Raw genomic sequence first — 14,925 nt, 5'->3', positions numbered from 1 at the left:
GATGAAATATGACATGGACAAGGCGCAGTTGCGCTGGAGGGCTGCACAAGTAGACTTAACTTCAAAAAAAAGGCTGTTGCGCGTTCAATAAGTACTATGGCCGCGTCAGAAAACCGGTTTAATCCCTAAAATTGAGTGAAAATAACTCACATGAAACGATACCGAGGCAAAAAATGTTTGAAATTGGGCAATATGTCAGTAAATTAAATGCATTTCATCAATGGACCAACCCAGCAAGCCGATTCGAAAATCCTGTTTCTTCTATAATATATGAAAACTGATAAAAGTAGAGTAGACAGGCAAAAAGCAAAACGTCGCTCATGAGCGAAGAAATTACCAACGGCCTTGCATTCTTCATGCGAATCAGTATAATAGTGAAGGGACAAAAATGCTTCATAGTACTCAGGCAATGCAGGTCATTTGGATAATAGCAGAAACTGAATATTATTTTCAGAAAAGACTTGCTTTAACTTATGTGATTATGTATAATATATTGGTACGGCATTCATGGTTATGAATAATGTATTGGGGACCGTTCATTCGGGAACTGCAGCTAAGAGACGAGAGGTTGCGACACACCCGGTCGCTTTGTCACGGCGGGTGTGCCGGGGAATTTTCGTGGAGCTAGTCTTATGAATTACATCTGACGAAGGAGGGAACAACATGGCAAAACAAAAAATACGTATTCGTTTAAAAGCATATGAACACCGTGCTCTTGATCAATCAGCGGATAAAATCGTGGAAACAGCAAAAAGAACGGGAGCTACCGTTTCTGGTCCGATTCCATTGCCGACTGAAAGATCACTATACACAGTGATCCGTGCTACTCACAAGTACAAAGATTCTCGTGAGCAGTTCGAAATGCTTACACACAAACGTCTGATCGACATCATCAACCCAACAACAAAAACTGTTGACGCTTTGATGAAGCTTGACTTACCAAGCGGCGTAGACATCGAAATCAAATTATAATCAAACCTATCATATAAAAAACAAACGGAGGTGTTACCATGACCAAAGGAATCTTAGGCAAAAAAGTAGGAATGACTCAATTCTTTACTGCAAACGGTGAGTTAGTACCAGTTACAGTTATCGAAGCTACTCCAAACGTTGTTTTACAAGTTAAAACCAACGAAACAGACGGCTACGAAGCGGTACAACTAGGCTACCAAGAAATGCGTGAAGTATTGTCAAACAAACCTGCTAAGGGTCATGCAGCAAAAGCAAAAACTGCTCCTAAGCGCTTCATTCGTGAATTTAACAATGTTGAGCTAGGAGAATACGAAGTAGGAAAAGAAATCAAAGTTGATATCTTTGCAGCCGGCGACATTGTTGATGTTACTGGTACCACTAAAGGACATGGCTTCCAAGGCGTAATCAAACGTCACGGACAAAGCCGCGGACCAATGGCCCACGGATCTCGTTACCATCGTCGTCCGGGTTCAATGGGTGCTGCTTCATTCCCATCCCGCGTATTCAAAGGTAAAAAATTAGCAGGACGTATGGGTAACGATCGCGTTACTATCCAAAACCTTGAAGTCGTTATGGTTGACGTTGAGAAAAACGTAATCCTGATCAAAGGTAACGTGCCTGGTTCTAAAAAATCATTAATCGAAATCAAAGTAGCCCGCAAAGCTGCAAACAAATAATATAAAAGAGAGGAGGAACGAGAAAAATGCCAAACGTAGCCTTATTTAAACAAGATGGAACACAAAACGGTGAAGTAACTTTGAATGAAGAAATCTTTGGGATCGAGCCTAACGAAAACGTTGTTTATGACGCAATCATCATGCAACGCGCTTCTTTAAGACAAGGAACTCACGCAGTAAAAAACCGCAGCGCTGTCAGCGGTGGTGGTCGTAAACCATGGAAACAAAAAGGAACAGGCCGTGCACGCCAAGGTTCAATCCGTTCACCACAATGGGTTGGCGGTGGAGTTGTCTTTGGACCAACACCTCGTTCTTACAGCTATAAATTAAACAAGAAAGTTCGTCGCTTAGCTATCAAATCAGTTCTTTCAACGAAAGTTGCTGAAGGAGACTTGATCGTAGTTGAAACATTGAACTTCGATGCACCAAAAACAAAAGAATTTGCAAATGTGTTGAAAAACCTTAACGTTGATACGAAAGTATTGGTTGTTGTAGAAAACGACAACGATTTTGCAGCATTATCAGCACGTAACCTTCCTGGCGTAACAGTCGTTAACGAAACAGGAATCAACGTATTGGATGTTGTTTCAAACAACAAATTAGTCTTGACACAAGCTGCTCTTTCTAAGGTAGAGGAGGCTCTTATATAATGGAAGCAACAGACGTTATCAAACGCCCAATCATCACGGAAGCTTCTATGCTTGCAATGGATGAAAAGAAATATACCTTTGAAGTGGATGTACGTGCTAACAAAACATTAGTTAAACAATCTATCGAATCATTGTTCGGTGTAGATGTTAAAAACGTAAACATCATGAATGTACGCGGCAAACTTAAACGTATGGGCAAATACAAAGGCTATACAAAAAAACGCCGTAAAGCAATCATCACTTTGACTGAAAATTCTAAAACAATCGAATTATTCGAAAATTAATTTACTGAAATAATCAAATAGGAGGGGAAAAAACGTGGCGATTAAGAAATACAAACCTACCACAAACGGCCGTCGTAATATGACTGGTTCTGATTTCGCAGAGATTACAAAAACAACACCTGAGAAATCTTTGGTTGAACCAATCAAAAGAAAAGCCGGTCGTAACAACCAAGGTAAAATTACCGTTCGTCATCAAGCTGGTGGACACAAACGTGCTTACCGTGTGATCGACTTCAAACGTAATAAAGATGGAGTCATTGGTATCGTCAAAGCTGTCGAGTACGATCCAAACCGCACTGCAAACATCGCGTTAATCCAATATGTTGATGGAATCAAAACTTACATTATTGCCCCTAAAGGCATCGAAGTAGGCCAACAAATCGAATCTGGAGTAGGATCTGATATCAAAATCGGAAACGCAATGCCATTGGCAAACATCCCAGTCGGTACTGTTATCCACAACATCGAAACAAAACCAGGCAAAGGCGGTCAATTGATCCGTTCAGCTGGTACAAGTGCTCAAGTACTTGGACAAGAAGGTAAATATACATTAGTTCGTTTGAACTCAAGCGAAGTACGTTTAATCCTTTCAACTTGCCGTGCAACAATCGGTTCAGTAGGTAACGAACAACACGAATTGATCAACATCGGTAAAGCTGGACGTAACCGTTGGTTGGGTAAACGCCCTACTGTCCGCGGTTCTGTAATGAACCCTAACGATCACCCACACGGTGGTGGTGAAGGTAAATCTCCAATCGGACGCAAAGCGCCAGTTACTCCTTGGGGTAAACCTGCTCTTGGTTACAAAACTCGTAGCAAGAAAGCTAAATCTAGCAAGCTGATCGTTCGCGGACGCAAAAAATAATTATCACAATAATAATTGACTGAAGCAACACATAATCGAAAGGAGGCTTCACCATGGGTCGTAGTTTGAAAAAAGGACCTTTTGTCGATGAACATTTAATTAAGAAAGTTGAAGCTGCTCTAGCTAGCGAAAAGAAACAAGTAATTAAAACTTGGTCTCGCCGCTCTACAATTTTCCCACAATTCATCGGACAAACGATTGCAGTTTATGATGGAAGAAAACACGTTCCAGTTTACATTCAAGAAGACATGGTAGGACACAAATTAGGAGAATTCGCTCCAACAAGAACATACCGTGGCCATGCCGCAGACGACAAGAAAACAGGTCGCCGTTAATTACGAGGGGAGGAAATAACATGCCAGAACAAATCACAGCTGCAAAAGCATCTGCACAAACTGTTCGCATTGCCGCTCGTAAGGTTCGTTTAGTAGTGGATCTTATCAGAGGCAAGAGCATCGGAGAAGCAATCTCCATTCTGAAATTCACACCACGTGGCGCTTCGCCCGTTGTAGAAAAAGTGTTGATGTCAGCAATTGCTAATGCAGAACATAATTATGATTTAGATATCGAAAACTTGGTAGTAAGCGAGGCTTATGTTAACGAAGGACCAACGATGAAACGTTTCCGTCCACGTGCAAAAGGTTCAGCTTCACCAATCATGAAACGTACTAGCCACATCACAATCGTGGTATCAGAAAAGAAGGAGGGATAATCTGTGGGTCAAAAAATTCATCCATTAGGATTACGTGTCGGCATCATTCGTGACTGGGATGCTAAATGGTACGCTGAAAAAGATTACGCAGCTTTCTTACATGAAGATTTACGTATCCGTAAATATATCGCAAAGAACTTAAGCGAAGCTTCTGTTTCTAAAATTGAAATCGAGCGTGCCGCTAATCGCGTGAACGTCTCCATTCATACTGCCAAACCTGGTATGGTAATCGGTAAAGGTGGTTCTGAAGTAGAAAAAACTCGTAAAGAGTTAAATGAACTGACTGGTAAAAAAGTACACATCAACATCGTGGAAATCAAAAGACCAGACTTGGATGCTAAATTGGTTGCTGAAGGTATCGCTAAACAGTTGGAAAACCGTGTAGCTTTCCGTCGTGCGCAAAAACAAGCTATCCAACGTACAATGAGATCTGGCGCTAAAGGGATCAAAACGCAAGTTTCTGGTCGTTTGAATGGTGCAGATATCGCTCGTGCTGAAACTCATGCTGAAGGAACTGTTCCATTGCATACATTGCGTGCGGACATCGACTACGCTTGGGAAGAAGCAGACACAACTTATGGTAAACTAGGCGTTAAAGTTTGGATTTACCGTGGTGAAGTTTTGCCAGCAAAAAAAACAACTGAGAAAGGAGGGAAATAACCAATGTTAGTACCTAAACGTGTAAAACACCGTCGTGAGTTCCGTGGAAAAATGCGCGGAGAAGCTAAAGGCGGAAAAGAAGTTGTATTCGGCGAATATGGTTTGCAAGCAGTGGATTCACACTGGATCACAAACCGTCAAATCGAAGCAGCTCGTATCGCTATGACTCGTTACATGAAACGTGGCGGGAAAGTTTGGATCAAAATCTTCCCTCACAAATCATATACATCAAAAGCTATCGGAGTCCGTATGGGTTCTGGTAAAGGGGCACCTGAAGGTTGGGTATCTCCAGTTAAACGCGGCAAAATCATGTTTGAAGTAGCAGGCGTCCCTGAAGAAGTGGCACGCGAAGCTCTACGTCTTGCATCTCATAAATTGCCAGTTAAAACAAAAATTGTAAAACGTAAAGAAATTGGTGGTGAATCGAATGAAGGCTAATGAACTTAAAGAGTTATCCACTGCTGAAATGATTGAAAAAGAAAAACAATTCAAAGATGAATTATTCAATCTACGATTCCAACTTGCAACCGGACAGTTAGAAAATACTGCCCGCTTGAAAGAAGTACGCAAATCAATTGCACGTATTAAAACTGTATTGCGACAACAAGAATTGCAAAAATAGTAGATCAGCAAAGGAGGTCACAACGAAATGACTGAAGAACGTAACCAACGTAAAGTCTACCAAGGTGTTGTTGTTTCCGACAAGATGGATAAAACAATCGTTGTAGAAGTATCTACAACAAAAACACATCCTACTTACGGTAAACGCGTTAAGTACTCTAAAAAGTACAAGGCACATGATGAAAACAACCAAGCTAAAATGGGAGATGTAGTTAGAATTATGGAGACTCGTCCTCTATCTGCTACTAAAAACTTCCGCTTGCTTGAAGTTGTTGAAGAATCAGTAATCATCTAATCAGACAAATAAATATTTTTATATCCGGAAGGAGGATACTGACGTGATACAAACAGAATCCCGCTTAAGAGTTGCCGATAATTCAGGCGCTAAAGAAGTGTTAACTATCAAAGTGTTAGGTGGTTCAAACCGCAAATTCGCAGGAATTGGTGATACAATCGTCTGCACAGTAAAACAAGCTACACCCGGTGGTGTTGTCAAAAAGGGTGATGTCGTTAAAGCTGTTATCGTTCGTACGAAACACGGCGCACACCGTAAAGATGGTTCTTACATCAAATTTGACGAAAATGCTTGTGTAATCATTCGTGACGACAAGAGCCCTCGTGGAACACGTATCTTTGGACCAGTTGCACGTGAATTGCGTGACAACAACTACATGAAGATCGTTTCCCTTGCTCCAGAAGTATTGTAATCAACTGTCATAAATGAAGGAGGTGCAACAAAGCATGCACGTAAAAACTGGTGATAAAGTTAAAGTCATTACTGGAAAAGATAAAGGTAAAGAAGGAGTAATCCTTAAAACTTTCCCTAAAAAAGATCGTGTTATTGTCGAAGGCATTAATATTGTCAAGAAACATCGCAAAGCTTCTCAAACAAACCCAACCGGTGGAATTCTTGAAGAAGCAGCACCTATCCATGTTTCTAACATTATGTTAATTGATGCTAAAACTGGCGAACCTACTCGCGTAGGATCTAAAGTCGTAGATGGCAAAAAAGTCCGCGTTTCCAAAAAAACCGGCGAAATCATTGATTAATTATTAGAGGAAGGAGGATATTCTAAATGAACCGTTTAAAAGAAAGATACACAAAAGAAATCGTTCCATCATTGATGGAAAAATTTGAATACAGCTCAATCATGCAAACACCTAAAATTGACAAAATTGTCATCAACATGGGTGTGGGTGATGCAGTTTCAAACACAAAAAACCTAGATAAAGCAGTTGAAGAACTAACTTTGATCTCTGGTCAAAAACCAGTCATCACGTTAGCTAAAAAATCAATCGCTGCATTCCGTTTACGTGAAGGTATGCCTATCGGCACTAAAGTTACTTTACGTGGCGAAAGAATGTACGACTTCTTGGATAAACTAGTAACAGTTTCATTACCACGTGTACGTGACTTCCGTGGGATCAGCAAAAAATCTTTTGATGGTCGTGGAAACTATACTTTAGGTATCAAAGAACAATTGATTTTCCCAGAAGTTGACTATGATAGAGTCGACAAAGTACGTGGTATGGATATCGTTATCGTAACTACTGCTAACACTGATGAAGAATCAAGAGAATTATTGACACAACTTGGAATGCCATTCCAAAAATAAGCTAAGGAGGCGAATAATAATTGGCTAAAAAATCCATGATTGCTAAAAACAAACGTCCCGCAAAACACTCTACTCAAGCTTACTCTCGTTGTGAACGTTGCGGACGTCCACATTCAGTTTATCGCAAATTCAAACTTTGCCGTATTTGCTTCCGTGAACTTGCCTATAAAGGACAAATTCCCGGCGTGAAAAAGGCTAGCTGGTAATTTAACCATACTCGCAAAAGGAGGTATAATGTAAATGGTCATGACAGATCCAATCGCAGATTTCTTAACTCGTATTCGTAATGCCAACATGGTACGTCACGAATCTTTAGAAGTGCCTGCATCAAAGACAAAATTAGAGATCGCTAACATTCTTAAGGCTGAAGGTTTCATCAAAAACTTTGATTACACTTCAGACGACAAACAAGGTGTTATCCGTGTATTCTTAAAATATGGTCCAAACAACGAACGCGTCATCACTGGTTTGAAACGTATTTCAAAACCAGGTTTGCGTGTATACGCTAAAACTGGCGACATCCCTAAAGTATTAAATGGTTTAGGAATCGCAATCGTGTCAACTTCTGAAGGTGTTATCACCGACAAAGAAGCAAGAGCGAAAAACATCGGCGGCGAAGTATTAGCTTACATTTGGTAATTTTTAAAAAATAAGAGAAAATAAAGGAGGTGCAGCCCTGTGAGTCGTATTGGTAATAAAGCAATCGAAATTCCAGCTGGCGTAACCGTTACTCAACAAGGTAACGCTGTTACAGTTAAAGGCCCTAAAGGCGAATTAACTAGCACATTTAATGAAATGATCGGTATCAAGATCGATGGAAACACTGTTACTTTCACTCGTCCTAACGAAGAGAAATTCACTAAATCCATTCATGGTACTACACGCGCGTTGGTAAACAACATGGTTGTAGGTGTATCTGAAGGATTTATGAAAGAATTGGACTTAGTAGGGGTTGGGTACCGTGCTCAATTGCAAGGCAAAAAACTTGTATTGAACGTCGGCTATTCTCATCCAGTTGAATTCACACCTGAAGACGGTATTGAAGTGGAAGTACCAACTAACACTAAAATCATCGTTAAAGGTTACGATAAAGCTAAAGTTGGCGCTTTGGCAGCCAACATCCGCGGCGTACGCCCACCAGAGCCTTACAAAGGTAAAGGTATCAAATACGTTAACGAAATCATCCGTCGTAAAGAAGGTAAGACAGGTAAATAATAGTCCGCTATTATTACTTGCTTCCTGAACGACGCAACAAAATAAATATAACGAGGTGACAATTGTGATTACTAAACCAGATAAAAACAAAGTGCGCCAAGCTAGACACGCACGCGTAAGAAGAAAAATCTCTGGTACTGCAGAGTGCCCACGCTTGAACGTTTTCCGTTCCAACAAAAACATCTACGCTCAATTAATTGATGACGTAGCGGGTGTGACGCTAGCAAGTGCCTCTACAAAAGAAACAGAAATCGCAACCGGTACTAAAACTGAAGCTGCTGCTGCAGTTGGAAAACTTATTGCTGAGCGTTCTGTTGCTAAAGGTATCAAAAAAGTAGTCTTTGACCGTGGTGGCTATCTGTACCATGGCCGTGTACAGGCTTTAGCTGAAGCTGCTCGCGAAAATGGACTAGATTTCTAAGAAAAGGAGGATAACCACACATGGTTTATGTTGACCCAAATCATATTGAATTAGAAGACCGCGTTGTTGCGATCAATCGTGTAACAAAAGTTGTTAAAGGTGGACGTCGTCTGCGTTTTGCTGCTTTAGTTGTTGTAGGAGACAGAAACGGACATGTAGGATTCGGTACTGGTAAAGCAGCCGAGGTTCCAGAAGCTATTCGTAAAGCTATCGAATCAGCTAAAAAGAGCCTAATTGAAGTTCCAATGTCTGAATCAACAATCCCTCACAAAGTTATCGGATCTTTCTGTGGCGGTAACGTAATGTTGAAACCTGCTAAATCCGGTTCCGGAGTTTCTGCAGGCGGACCAGTCCGTGCCGTTGTCGAATTAGCTGGTATCGCTGATATCACAAGCAAATCCCTTGGTTCTAACACACCAATCAACATGGTACGTGCTACAATCGATGGCTTGAAACAATTGAAAAATGCTGAAGATGTTGCGAAATTACGCGGCAAAACAGTTGAAGAATTACTAGGATAAGGAGGACTACATAATGGCAGAAGTAAAGATCACTTTAAAACGCAGCTTGATTGGACGTCCTCAAAACCAAAAAGATACTTGTAAGGCTTTGGGATTGTCCAAAATCGGCAAATCTGTTGTAAAACCAGCTAACCCAGCTATCTTGGGCATGGTCAACACAGTAAGCCACTTAGTTACATCAGAAGAAGTTAAATAATAAACATCAGATTAAAGGAGGTGCCAAGTTACTATGAAACTTCATGAATTAAAACCTGCTGAAGGCTCACGTAAAGAACGTAACCGTGTCGGTCGCGGATCTTCATCCGGTAATGGTAAAACATCCGGTCGTGGACATAAAGGCCAAAAAGCCCGTTCAGGCGGCGGTGTGAGACTTGGATTCGAGGGTGGACAAACTCCATTGTTCCGTCGTCTTCCAAAACGTGGATTCACGAACATCAACCGTAAGGAATATGCTGTCATCAACTTAGAAATCTTAAACCGTTTCGAAGATGGTACAGAAGTTACTCCAGCTTTATTAGTTGAAACTGGTATTGTCAAAGATGAAAAATCAGGCATCAAAGTTTTAGGCAACGGAAGCGTTGAGAAAAAACTGACAGTTAAAGCTAATAAATTCTCCGAAGCAGCACAAAAAGCTATCGAAGCTGCAGGTGGGACTGTTGAGGTGATCTAATGTTTACTCTTCTGAAAAATGCATTTCAGGCGAAGGACATTAGAAATAGAATCTTTTTTACTCTAGGTATGCTGATTGTGTTCCGTCTCGGAGCACATATTACTGTACCGGGTGTTGATGCGGGTGCCATCACAAACTTGGCATCGACGGGCTTATTCAGCCTGTTGAACACATTCGGAGGTGGAGCACTGAGTCAGTATTCCATTTTCGCAATGGGTGTCTCGCCATACATCACTTCTTCTATTGTCGTTCAATTGTTACAAATGGACATTGTTCCGAAATTTGTGGAATGGTCCAAACAGGGTGAAGTAGGTAGAAGAAAATTAAATCAAGTTACAAGGTACTTAACTGTCATTTTGGCATTTGTGCAATCCGTCGGTCTTTCGATCGGTTTCAACCAGCTCTCAGCTTTGGGATTGGTGAACGATCCGGGCATGACGACCTACATGGTCATCGCGTTAGTGATGACGGCAGGTTCGATGCTTGTTGTTTTTATCGGAGAATCCATTTCAATGCACGGTATCGGAAACGGAACGTCGCTGATCATCTTCTCAGGTATCATCGCAAGAATCCCTACAGATCTTTACACTTATTACAATGATCGTTTCGTTGATGCAGGATCCGATTTGATGAACAACATTTTGTTCTCGGTTGCGCTATTGTCAGCAATATTATTGGTGGTCATACTCGTTGTGTACGTTCAACAAGCTGAACGTAAAATCCCCATTCAGTATTCCAAGCGTGCTTCCGGATCGAATCAATCCGCGCATTTGCCTTTAAAAATCAATTCAGCTGGAGTCATTCCAGTCATCTTTGCCAGTTCTTTCATGATGACACCGCAGACGATCCTTGGGTTTTTCGCGGCAAGTCAAAGTGAAGCTAGCTGGTATCAAATTTTGTCAACCATCTTTAATTACCGTGAACCCATCGGCGCAACAATCTATACGGTATTGATCGTTGTCTTCACTTACTTCTATGCCTTCATTCAGATTAATCCTGAAAAGATGGCAGAGAACTTGCAAAAGCAAGGCGGCTATATTCCAAGTGTACGCCCGGGTAAAGGGACAGAAGATTACATTTCCGGCATGATTATGCGATTAAGTACGGTCGGCGCGCTATTTCTTGGACTGATTGCGCTATTGCCAATCATTGCCTCAGGTTTGTGGGATTTGCCGGACTCGCTCGCCCTTGGCGGTACAAGTCTTCTGATTGTAGTTGGTACTGCATTGGAAACGGCAAGACAAATTGAAGGTCGAATGGTTAAACGTAATTACCAAGGATTTATTCAATAGTAAGTTTGTGGGGAGGAAGTGATTTCCTCGTCACATATTCTTACATCTTTAGGAGGCAGTAAAATGATGAACCTAATTATTATGGGTCTTCCCGGTGCTGGAAAAGGAACACAGGCTGAAAAGATCATCGCGAAATATAATATTCCGCATATCTCTACAGGGGACATGTTCCGAGCTGCCATGAAAAATGAGACAGCGTTGGGCCTGGAAGCAAAATCATATATGGATAAAGGCGAACTTGTTCCAGATGAAGTTACAAACGGAATCGTTAAAGAGAGATTAGCAGAATCTGATACTGAAAAAGGCTTTTTGTTGGATGGTTTTCCAAGAACCCTCGTACAAGCAAAAGCTCTAGAAGCTATCATGGATGAACTCGACAAAAAAATCGATGCTGTTATTAACATTGATGTGAACCCTGAAGTTTTGATGCAACGTCTAACGGGTAGAATCATTTGCCGCTCTTGCGGAGCGACTTACCACAAAGAGAACAATCCTCCCAAAGTGGAAGGAACATGCGATCGCTGTGGTGGACACGAATTCTATCAACGTGAAGATGACAAGCCTGAAACCGTAGAAAATCGCATTCAGATTAATCTAGAACAGTCTAAACCAATCATTGCATTTTACAGCGAAAAAGGATTGGTACATAATGTGGATGGCCAAATCGGCATCGACAACTTGTTTTCCGAAATCCAAAAGATTATAGAATAGTTGCAACTGTCATTTGAAATTAATCGAAAATTTCTTTTCAATTGATACTTGCTATGGTATAATCTAGCAGTTAGAGTAAAAATTGCCAAGACATAAGATTAATCAGCTCAACAGAATGTTAGGAGGTTAGCAGGCGTGGCGAAAGACGATGTAATTGAGATCGAAGGAGTTGTCGTTGAAACTTTGCCCAATGCAATGTTTAAAGTCGAACTTGAAAATGGTCACATAGTATTAGCTCACGTATCTGGTAAAATTAGAATGCATTACATCCGCATTTTGCCAGGCGATAAAGTTACGGTAGAATTATCACCGTACGATCTTACTCGTGGACGCATTACTTACCGCTTTAAATAATTGCACTCCATCACTAAATAGGAGGGAATTTAAATGAAAGTTAGAGCATCAGTAAAACCCATTTGCGAAAAATGCAAAGTCATTCGCCGCAATGGTCGTGTTATGGTGATTTGCGAAAATCCCAAACACAAACAACGCCAAGGATAATAACAAGGAGGTGCCTATAAATGGCTCGTATCGCAGGAGTAGATGTTCCGCGTGACAAACGTGTAGTTATTTCATTAACTTATATTTTTGGTATCGGATTAAACACAGCTCAAAAAGTTTTAGCAGCAGCTGAGGTTTCAGAAGATACTCGCGTTCGTGATTTAACGAATGATGAATTAGACCGTATCCGTATTGAAGTGGATAAATTAAAGGTTGAAGGTGACCTTCGTCGTGAAGTTAACCTAAATATTAAACGATTGATTGAAATTGGATCTTACAGAGGAATGCGTCACCGTCGTGGTTTGCCTGTTCGCGGACAAAACACTAAGAACAACGCACGCACTCGTAAAGGCCCAGCTAAAGCAGTCACTGGCAAGAAAAAATAATAATTAAGTGAAGGAGGTCAAAACTTCATGGCTAAAAAAGTAGCTCGCAAACGCCGCGTAAAAAAGAATGTTGAATCTGGTATAGCACATATCCGTTCAACTTTTAATAATACTATTGTTATGATTACAGATGTTCATGGAAATGCTATTTCATGGTCATCAGCAGGTTCATTAGGATTCAGAGGTTCTCGTAAATCTACTCCTTATGCTGCACAAATGGCTGCAGAAGCAGCAGCTAAAGTTTCTATGGAAAATGGCATGAAAACAGTTGAAGTAGCTGTTAAAGGTCCTGGTTCTGGACGTGAAGCTGCCATTCGTTCATTACAAGCAGCAGGTTTGGAAGTTACCGCAATCCGCGACGTAACGCCCGTTCCTCATAATGGATGCCGTCCACCAAAACGTCGTCGTGTTTAATTGAGAATTGTACTGATATGTAACGAAACGCAATGGACTCACTAACATGAACTTCACGTTTTGAAAGGGGTAAATTGATAAATGATCGAAATTGAAAAACCAAGAATTGAAACGATTGAGATCAGCGAAGATGCCAAATTCGGTAAATTCGTTGTAGAACCACTAGAACGCGGTTATGGAACAACACTTGGGAACTCATTACGTCGAATTCTATTATCTTCACTTCCTGGTACAGCTGTAACAACTATCCAAATCGATGGTGTTCTACACGAATTTTCAACGATTGATGGTGTTGTCGAGGATGTTACCCAAATCATTCTGAACATCAAAAAATTAGCTTTGAAATTGTATACGGACGAAGACAAAACAATCGAGATTGACGTAAAAGGTCCAGCAGTCGTGACTGCTGCGGATATTACCCATGACAGCGATGTGGAAATCTTAAACCCTGATTTATATATATGTACAGTTTCAGAGGGAGCACATTTTCATGTTCGCTTGGATGTAAAAAATGGCCGTGGTTATGTTCGTTCTGAATATAACAAAACGGAAGATATGCCGATCGGTGTTTTGCCAGTCGACTCCATCTATACTCCAATCAGCAAAGTAAATTATCAAGTTGAAAACACTCGTATCGGACAAAAAAATATTTATGATAAATTAACGTTGGATGTCTGGACAGATGGTTCCATCAGCCCGGAAGAAGCAGTCAGCTTGGCTGCCAAAATTTTAACGGAACATTTGAATATTTTTGTTAATCTGACCGATGAAGCTCGTAAAGCTGAGATAATGGTTGAAAAAGAAGAAACACATAAAGAGAAAATGCTGGAAATGACTATCGAAGAATTGGATTTATCCGTACGTTCTTATAACTGTTTGAAACGCGCAGGCATCAACACAGTCCAAGAATTGACAGACAAGTCTGAAGCAGAGATGATCAAAGTACGTAATCTGGGACGCAAATCACTTGAAGAAGTGAAAAATAAGCTGAGTGATCTTAATCTAGGCTTGCGTCAAGACGACTAGTACTGTACAAAGGAGGAAAACCTAGGATGGCTTACCGTAAATTAGGACGCACAAGCGCTCAAAGAAAAGCAATGCTTCGCGATTTGACTACTGACTTACTAATCAACGAACGCATCGTTACAACTGAAGCTCGTGCTAAAGAAATTCGTTCAACTACTGAAAAGATGATTACTTTAGGCAAACGTGGAGATTTATCTGCTCGTCGTTTAGCTGCAGCATACGTTCGTAACGAAGTAGCAGCTGTACGTGAGGAAGATGACAAAATCGTTGTTCAATCAGCTTTGCAAAAATTGTTCAGTGATATCGCACCTCGCTATGCAGAACGTCAAGGCGGATACACACGTATCTTGAAGACAGAACCTCGTCGTGGCGATGCTGCACCAATGGTTATCATTGAATTAGTATAATTCAATCGTATAAAGATGAAACGTTCACTTTTAGATGAAATAGAGTGTTATGATGATGGGATTGCTTCTGGCTTCCCTAGTCTAGCTCAAGGTTCTTCCGAAGATCGCATGATCTTCGGAAGGGCATTTTTTCATCAAAAAAAGTGCTTTTTTTATCAAAAGAAACTAGAAAATGCCAATATATTTTCTAGTTTCTTTTGATATATAAACACCACTTTACAACTTTTCACGCCCCTCAGGGCATAAAAATACAAACAACCCCAAATTTTTTGTATGATTGATTTGGAGAAAAAACCAACAAAAA

29 protein-coding genes are annotated in these 14,925 nt (G+C 40.8%); all 29 read left to right on the top strand.

The window, feature by feature from the left end; all coding sequences use genetic code 11:
- Positions 1 to 663: 663 nt before the first annotated feature.
- The 29 genes from rpsJ (at position 664) to rplQ (ending at position 14,621) form a co-directional block, all read left to right on the top strand.
- A complete protein-coding gene (gene rpsJ / locus C8U37_RS02360) occupies positions 664 to 972 on the top strand; it encodes a 30S ribosomal protein S10 (RefSeq protein ID WP_068558995.1) in 309 nt (102 codons plus the stop codon).
- A 38-nt stretch (positions 973 to 1,010) separates the two neighbouring features.
- Entirely contained in the window at positions 1,011 to 1,649 is a 639-nt protein-coding gene (rplC, locus tag C8U37_RS02355) for a 50S ribosomal protein L3 (protein WP_068558993.1), read from the top strand.
- Between the two features lie 26 nt (positions 1,650 to 1,675).
- Positions 1,676 to 2,299 carry a 50S ribosomal protein L4 gene (gene rplD, locus C8U37_RS02350; protein WP_068558991.1) on the top strand — a complete coding sequence of 208 codons (624 nt, stop codon included), beginning with the start codon at positions 1,676 to 1,678 and terminating at the stop codon, positions 2,297 to 2,299.
- Positions 2,299 to 2,583 (top strand): 50S ribosomal protein L23, encoded by a 285-nt coding sequence (gene rplW, locus C8U37_RS02345; RefSeq protein ID WP_068558989.1) that lies wholly within the window; start codon positions 2,299 to 2,301, stop codon positions 2,581 to 2,583. Before rplD ends, rplW begins: the two co-directional genes overlap by 1 nt.
- A gap of 34 nt (positions 2,584 to 2,617) precedes the next feature.
- Positions 2,618 to 3,448, top strand: a complete 831-nt coding sequence (gene rplB / locus C8U37_RS02340) for a 50S ribosomal protein L2 (RefSeq protein WP_106448940.1) — start codon at positions 2,618 to 2,620, stop codon at positions 3,446 to 3,448.
- A 53-nt stretch (positions 3,449 to 3,501) separates the two neighbouring features.
- Positions 3,502 to 3,783 carry a 30S ribosomal protein S19 gene (gene rpsS, locus C8U37_RS02335; RefSeq protein WP_068558985.1) on the top strand — a complete coding sequence of 94 codons (282 nt, stop codon included), beginning with the start codon at positions 3,502 to 3,504 and terminating at the stop codon, positions 3,781 to 3,783.
- A gap of 20 nt (positions 3,784 to 3,803) precedes the next feature.
- Complete coding sequence (rplV, locus tag C8U37_RS02330; protein ID WP_086626908.1) at positions 3,804 to 4,160, top strand: 50S ribosomal protein L22; 357 nt, start codon at positions 3,804 to 3,806, stop codon at positions 4,158 to 4,160.
- A 3-nt stretch (positions 4,161 to 4,163) separates the two neighbouring features.
- Positions 4,164 to 4,820 carry a 30S ribosomal protein S3 gene (gene rpsC, locus C8U37_RS02325; protein WP_086987320.1) on the top strand — a complete coding sequence of 219 codons (657 nt, stop codon included), beginning with the start codon at positions 4,164 to 4,166 and terminating at the stop codon, positions 4,818 to 4,820.
- Between the two features lie 3 nt (positions 4,821 to 4,823).
- Positions 4,824 to 5,258, top strand: a complete 435-nt coding sequence (gene rplP / locus C8U37_RS02320) for a 50S ribosomal protein L16 (RefSeq protein WP_068558979.1) — start codon at positions 4,824 to 4,826, stop codon at positions 5,256 to 5,258.
- The gene (gene rpmC / locus C8U37_RS02315; protein WP_068558977.1) at positions 5,248 to 5,442 is read left to right on the top strand and encodes a 50S ribosomal protein L29; all 195 of its coding nucleotides are present in this window, start codon (positions 5,248 to 5,250) and stop codon (positions 5,440 to 5,442) included. Before rplP ends, rpmC begins: the two co-directional genes overlap by 11 nt.
- 27 nt (positions 5,443 to 5,469) lie before the next feature.
- The gene (rpsQ, locus tag C8U37_RS02310; protein ID WP_086987321.1) at positions 5,470 to 5,736 is read left to right on the top strand and encodes a 30S ribosomal protein S17; all 267 of its coding nucleotides are present in this window, start codon (positions 5,470 to 5,472) and stop codon (positions 5,734 to 5,736) included.
- A 43-nt stretch (positions 5,737 to 5,779) separates the two neighbouring features.
- Positions 5,780 to 6,148 (top strand): 50S ribosomal protein L14, encoded by a 369-nt coding sequence (rplN, locus tag C8U37_RS02305; RefSeq protein WP_068558973.1) that lies wholly within the window; start codon positions 5,780 to 5,782, stop codon positions 6,146 to 6,148.
- A gap of 34 nt (positions 6,149 to 6,182) precedes the next feature.
- A complete protein-coding gene (rplX, locus tag C8U37_RS02300; protein WP_068558971.1) occupies positions 6,183 to 6,491 on the top strand; it encodes a 50S ribosomal protein L24 in 309 nt (102 codons plus the stop codon).
- Between the two features lie 26 nt (positions 6,492 to 6,517).
- Entirely contained in the window at positions 6,518 to 7,057 is a 540-nt protein-coding gene (gene rplE / locus C8U37_RS02295; protein WP_108031675.1) for a 50S ribosomal protein L5, read from the top strand.
- Positions 7,058 to 7,077: 20 nt separating this feature from the next.
- Complete coding sequence (locus tag C8U37_RS02290; RefSeq protein WP_072763659.1) at positions 7,078 to 7,263, top strand: type Z 30S ribosomal protein S14; 186 nt, start codon at positions 7,078 to 7,080, stop codon at positions 7,261 to 7,263.
- A gap of 34 nt (positions 7,264 to 7,297) precedes the next feature.
- Positions 7,298 to 7,696: a 30S ribosomal protein S8 gene (gene rpsH, locus C8U37_RS02285; protein WP_086626913.1), complete on the top strand. Its 399-nt coding sequence runs from the start codon at positions 7,298 to 7,300 to the stop codon at positions 7,694 to 7,696.
- Between the two features lie 39 nt (positions 7,697 to 7,735).
- Positions 7,736 to 8,272: a 50S ribosomal protein L6 gene (gene rplF, locus C8U37_RS02280; RefSeq protein ID WP_108031674.1), complete on the top strand. Its 537-nt coding sequence runs from the start codon at positions 7,736 to 7,738 to the stop codon at positions 8,270 to 8,272.
- Between the two features lie 64 nt (positions 8,273 to 8,336).
- Positions 8,337 to 8,693 (top strand): 50S ribosomal protein L18, encoded by a 357-nt coding sequence (gene rplR / locus C8U37_RS02275; protein WP_086626915.1) that lies wholly within the window; start codon positions 8,337 to 8,339, stop codon positions 8,691 to 8,693.
- Between the two features lie 20 nt (positions 8,694 to 8,713).
- Positions 8,714 to 9,214, top strand: a complete 501-nt coding sequence (gene rpsE, locus C8U37_RS02270; protein ID WP_106448937.1) for a 30S ribosomal protein S5 — start codon at positions 8,714 to 8,716, stop codon at positions 9,212 to 9,214.
- A 13-nt stretch (positions 9,215 to 9,227) separates the two neighbouring features.
- Complete coding sequence (gene rpmD / locus C8U37_RS02265; RefSeq protein ID WP_086626917.1) at positions 9,228 to 9,410, top strand: 50S ribosomal protein L30; 183 nt, start codon at positions 9,228 to 9,230, stop codon at positions 9,408 to 9,410.
- A gap of 33 nt (positions 9,411 to 9,443) precedes the next feature.
- Positions 9,444 to 9,884: a 50S ribosomal protein L15 gene (gene rplO / locus C8U37_RS02260; RefSeq protein ID WP_068558958.1), complete on the top strand. Its 441-nt coding sequence runs from the start codon at positions 9,444 to 9,446 to the stop codon at positions 9,882 to 9,884.
- Entirely contained in the window at positions 9,884 to 11,176 is a 1,293-nt protein-coding gene (secY, locus tag C8U37_RS02255) for a preprotein translocase subunit SecY (RefSeq protein ID WP_108031673.1), read from the top strand. Before rplO ends, secY begins: the two co-directional genes overlap by 1 nt.
- A 66-nt stretch (positions 11,177 to 11,242) precedes the next feature.
- Positions 11,243 to 11,887: an adenylate kinase gene (locus C8U37_RS02250; protein ID WP_108031819.1), complete on the top strand. Its 645-nt coding sequence runs from the start codon at positions 11,243 to 11,245 to the stop codon at positions 11,885 to 11,887.
- A gap of 135 nt (positions 11,888 to 12,022) precedes the next feature.
- Positions 12,023 to 12,241, top strand: a complete 219-nt coding sequence (gene infA / locus C8U37_RS02245; protein WP_068558953.1) for a translation initiation factor IF-1 — start codon at positions 12,023 to 12,025, stop codon at positions 12,239 to 12,241.
- 33 nt (positions 12,242 to 12,274) lie between these two features.
- Positions 12,275 to 12,388 carry a 50S ribosomal protein L36 gene (gene rpmJ, locus C8U37_RS02240; RefSeq protein ID WP_062470716.1) on the top strand — a complete coding sequence of 38 codons (114 nt, stop codon included), beginning with the start codon at positions 12,275 to 12,277 and terminating at the stop codon, positions 12,386 to 12,388.
- A 20-nt stretch (positions 12,389 to 12,408) separates the two neighbouring features.
- The gene (rpsM, locus tag C8U37_RS02235; RefSeq protein WP_108031672.1) at positions 12,409 to 12,774 is read left to right on the top strand and encodes a 30S ribosomal protein S13; all 366 of its coding nucleotides are present in this window, start codon (positions 12,409 to 12,411) and stop codon (positions 12,772 to 12,774) included.
- Positions 12,775 to 12,801: 27 nt separating this feature from the next.
- A complete protein-coding gene (gene rpsK, locus C8U37_RS02230) occupies positions 12,802 to 13,188 on the top strand; it encodes a 30S ribosomal protein S11 (protein WP_108031671.1) in 387 nt (128 codons plus the stop codon).
- Positions 13,189 to 13,269: 81 nt separating this feature from the next.
- Positions 13,270 to 14,214, top strand: coding sequence for a DNA-directed RNA polymerase subunit alpha (locus tag C8U37_RS02225; RefSeq protein WP_108031670.1), 945 nt, complete (start codon positions 13,270 to 13,272; stop codon positions 14,212 to 14,214).
- Between the two features lie 26 nt (positions 14,215 to 14,240).
- A complete protein-coding gene (gene rplQ / locus C8U37_RS02220; protein WP_086987328.1) occupies positions 14,241 to 14,621 on the top strand; it encodes a 50S ribosomal protein L17 in 381 nt (126 codons plus the stop codon).
- Positions 14,622 to 14,925: the final 304 nt, after the last annotated feature.

Origin of the sequence: Trichococcus patagoniensis (assembly GCF_003051085.1) — a bacterium.
Lineage (GTDB): Bacteria > Bacillota > Bacilli > Lactobacillales > Aerococcaceae > Trichococcus > Trichococcus patagoniensis.
Note: the sequence above shows the minus strand (reverse complement) of the source record. Positions and strands in the feature narration are given on the sequence as shown.

Excerpts from the sequence above, each read along its gene's own strand:
- rpsJ (WP_068558995.1), top strand. The coding sequence starts at position 664 with ATGGCAAAACAAAAAATACGTATTCGTTTAAAAGCATATGAACACCGT.
- rplC (WP_068558993.1), top strand. The coding sequence starts at position 1,011 with ATGACCAAAGGAATCTTAGGCAAAAAAGTAGGAATGACTCAATTCTTT.
- rplD (WP_068558991.1), top strand. The coding sequence starts at position 1,676 with ATGCCAAACGTAGCCTTATTTAAACAAGATGGAACACAAAACGGTGAA.
- rplW (WP_068558989.1), top strand. The coding sequence starts at position 2,299 with ATGGAAGCAACAGACGTTATCAAACGCCCAATCATCACGGAAGCTTCT.
- rpsS (WP_068558985.1), top strand. The coding sequence starts at position 3,502 with ATGGGTCGTAGTTTGAAAAAAGGACCTTTTGTCGATGAACATTTAATT.
- rplV (WP_086626908.1), top strand. The coding sequence starts at position 3,804 with ATGCCAGAACAAATCACAGCTGCAAAAGCATCTGCACAAACTGTTCGC.
- rplP (WP_068558979.1), top strand. The coding sequence starts at position 4,824 with ATGTTAGTACCTAAACGTGTAAAACACCGTCGTGAGTTCCGTGGAAAA.
- rpmC (WP_068558977.1), top strand. The coding sequence starts at position 5,248 with ATGAAGGCTAATGAACTTAAAGAGTTATCCACTGCTGAAATGATTGAA.
- rpsQ (WP_086987321.1), top strand. The coding sequence starts at position 5,470 with ATGACTGAAGAACGTAACCAACGTAAAGTCTACCAAGGTGTTGTTGTT.
- rplX (WP_068558971.1), top strand. The coding sequence starts at position 6,183 with ATGCACGTAAAAACTGGTGATAAAGTTAAAGTCATTACTGGAAAAGAT.
- rplE (WP_108031675.1), top strand. The coding sequence starts at position 6,518 with ATGAACCGTTTAAAAGAAAGATACACAAAAGAAATCGTTCCATCATTG.
- rpsH (WP_086626913.1), top strand. The coding sequence starts at position 7,298 with ATGGTCATGACAGATCCAATCGCAGATTTCTTAACTCGTATTCGTAAT.
- rpsE (WP_106448937.1), top strand. The coding sequence starts at position 8,714 with ATGGTTTATGTTGACCCAAATCATATTGAATTAGAAGACCGCGTTGTT.
- rpmD (WP_086626917.1), top strand. The coding sequence starts at position 9,228 with ATGGCAGAAGTAAAGATCACTTTAAAACGCAGCTTGATTGGACGTCCT.
- rplO (WP_068558958.1), top strand. The coding sequence starts at position 9,444 with ATGAAACTTCATGAATTAAAACCTGCTGAAGGCTCACGTAAAGAACGT.
- secY (WP_108031673.1), top strand. The coding sequence starts at position 9,884 with ATGTTTACTCTTCTGAAAAATGCATTTCAGGCGAAGGACATTAGAAAT.
- C8U37_RS02250 (WP_108031819.1), top strand. The coding sequence starts at position 11,243 with ATGAACCTAATTATTATGGGTCTTCCCGGTGCTGGAAAAGGAACACAG.
- rpmJ (WP_062470716.1), top strand. The coding sequence starts at position 12,275 with ATGAAAGTTAGAGCATCAGTAAAACCCATTTGCGAAAAATGCAAAGTC.
- rpsM (WP_108031672.1), top strand. The coding sequence starts at position 12,409 with ATGGCTCGTATCGCAGGAGTAGATGTTCCGCGTGACAAACGTGTAGTT.
- rpsK (WP_108031671.1), top strand. The coding sequence starts at position 12,802 with ATGGCTAAAAAAGTAGCTCGCAAACGCCGCGTAAAAAAGAATGTTGAA.
- C8U37_RS02225 (WP_108031670.1), top strand. The coding sequence starts at position 13,270 with ATGATCGAAATTGAAAAACCAAGAATTGAAACGATTGAGATCAGCGAA.
- rplQ (WP_086987328.1), top strand. The coding sequence starts at position 14,241 with ATGGCTTACCGTAAATTAGGACGCACAAGCGCTCAAAGAAAAGCAATG.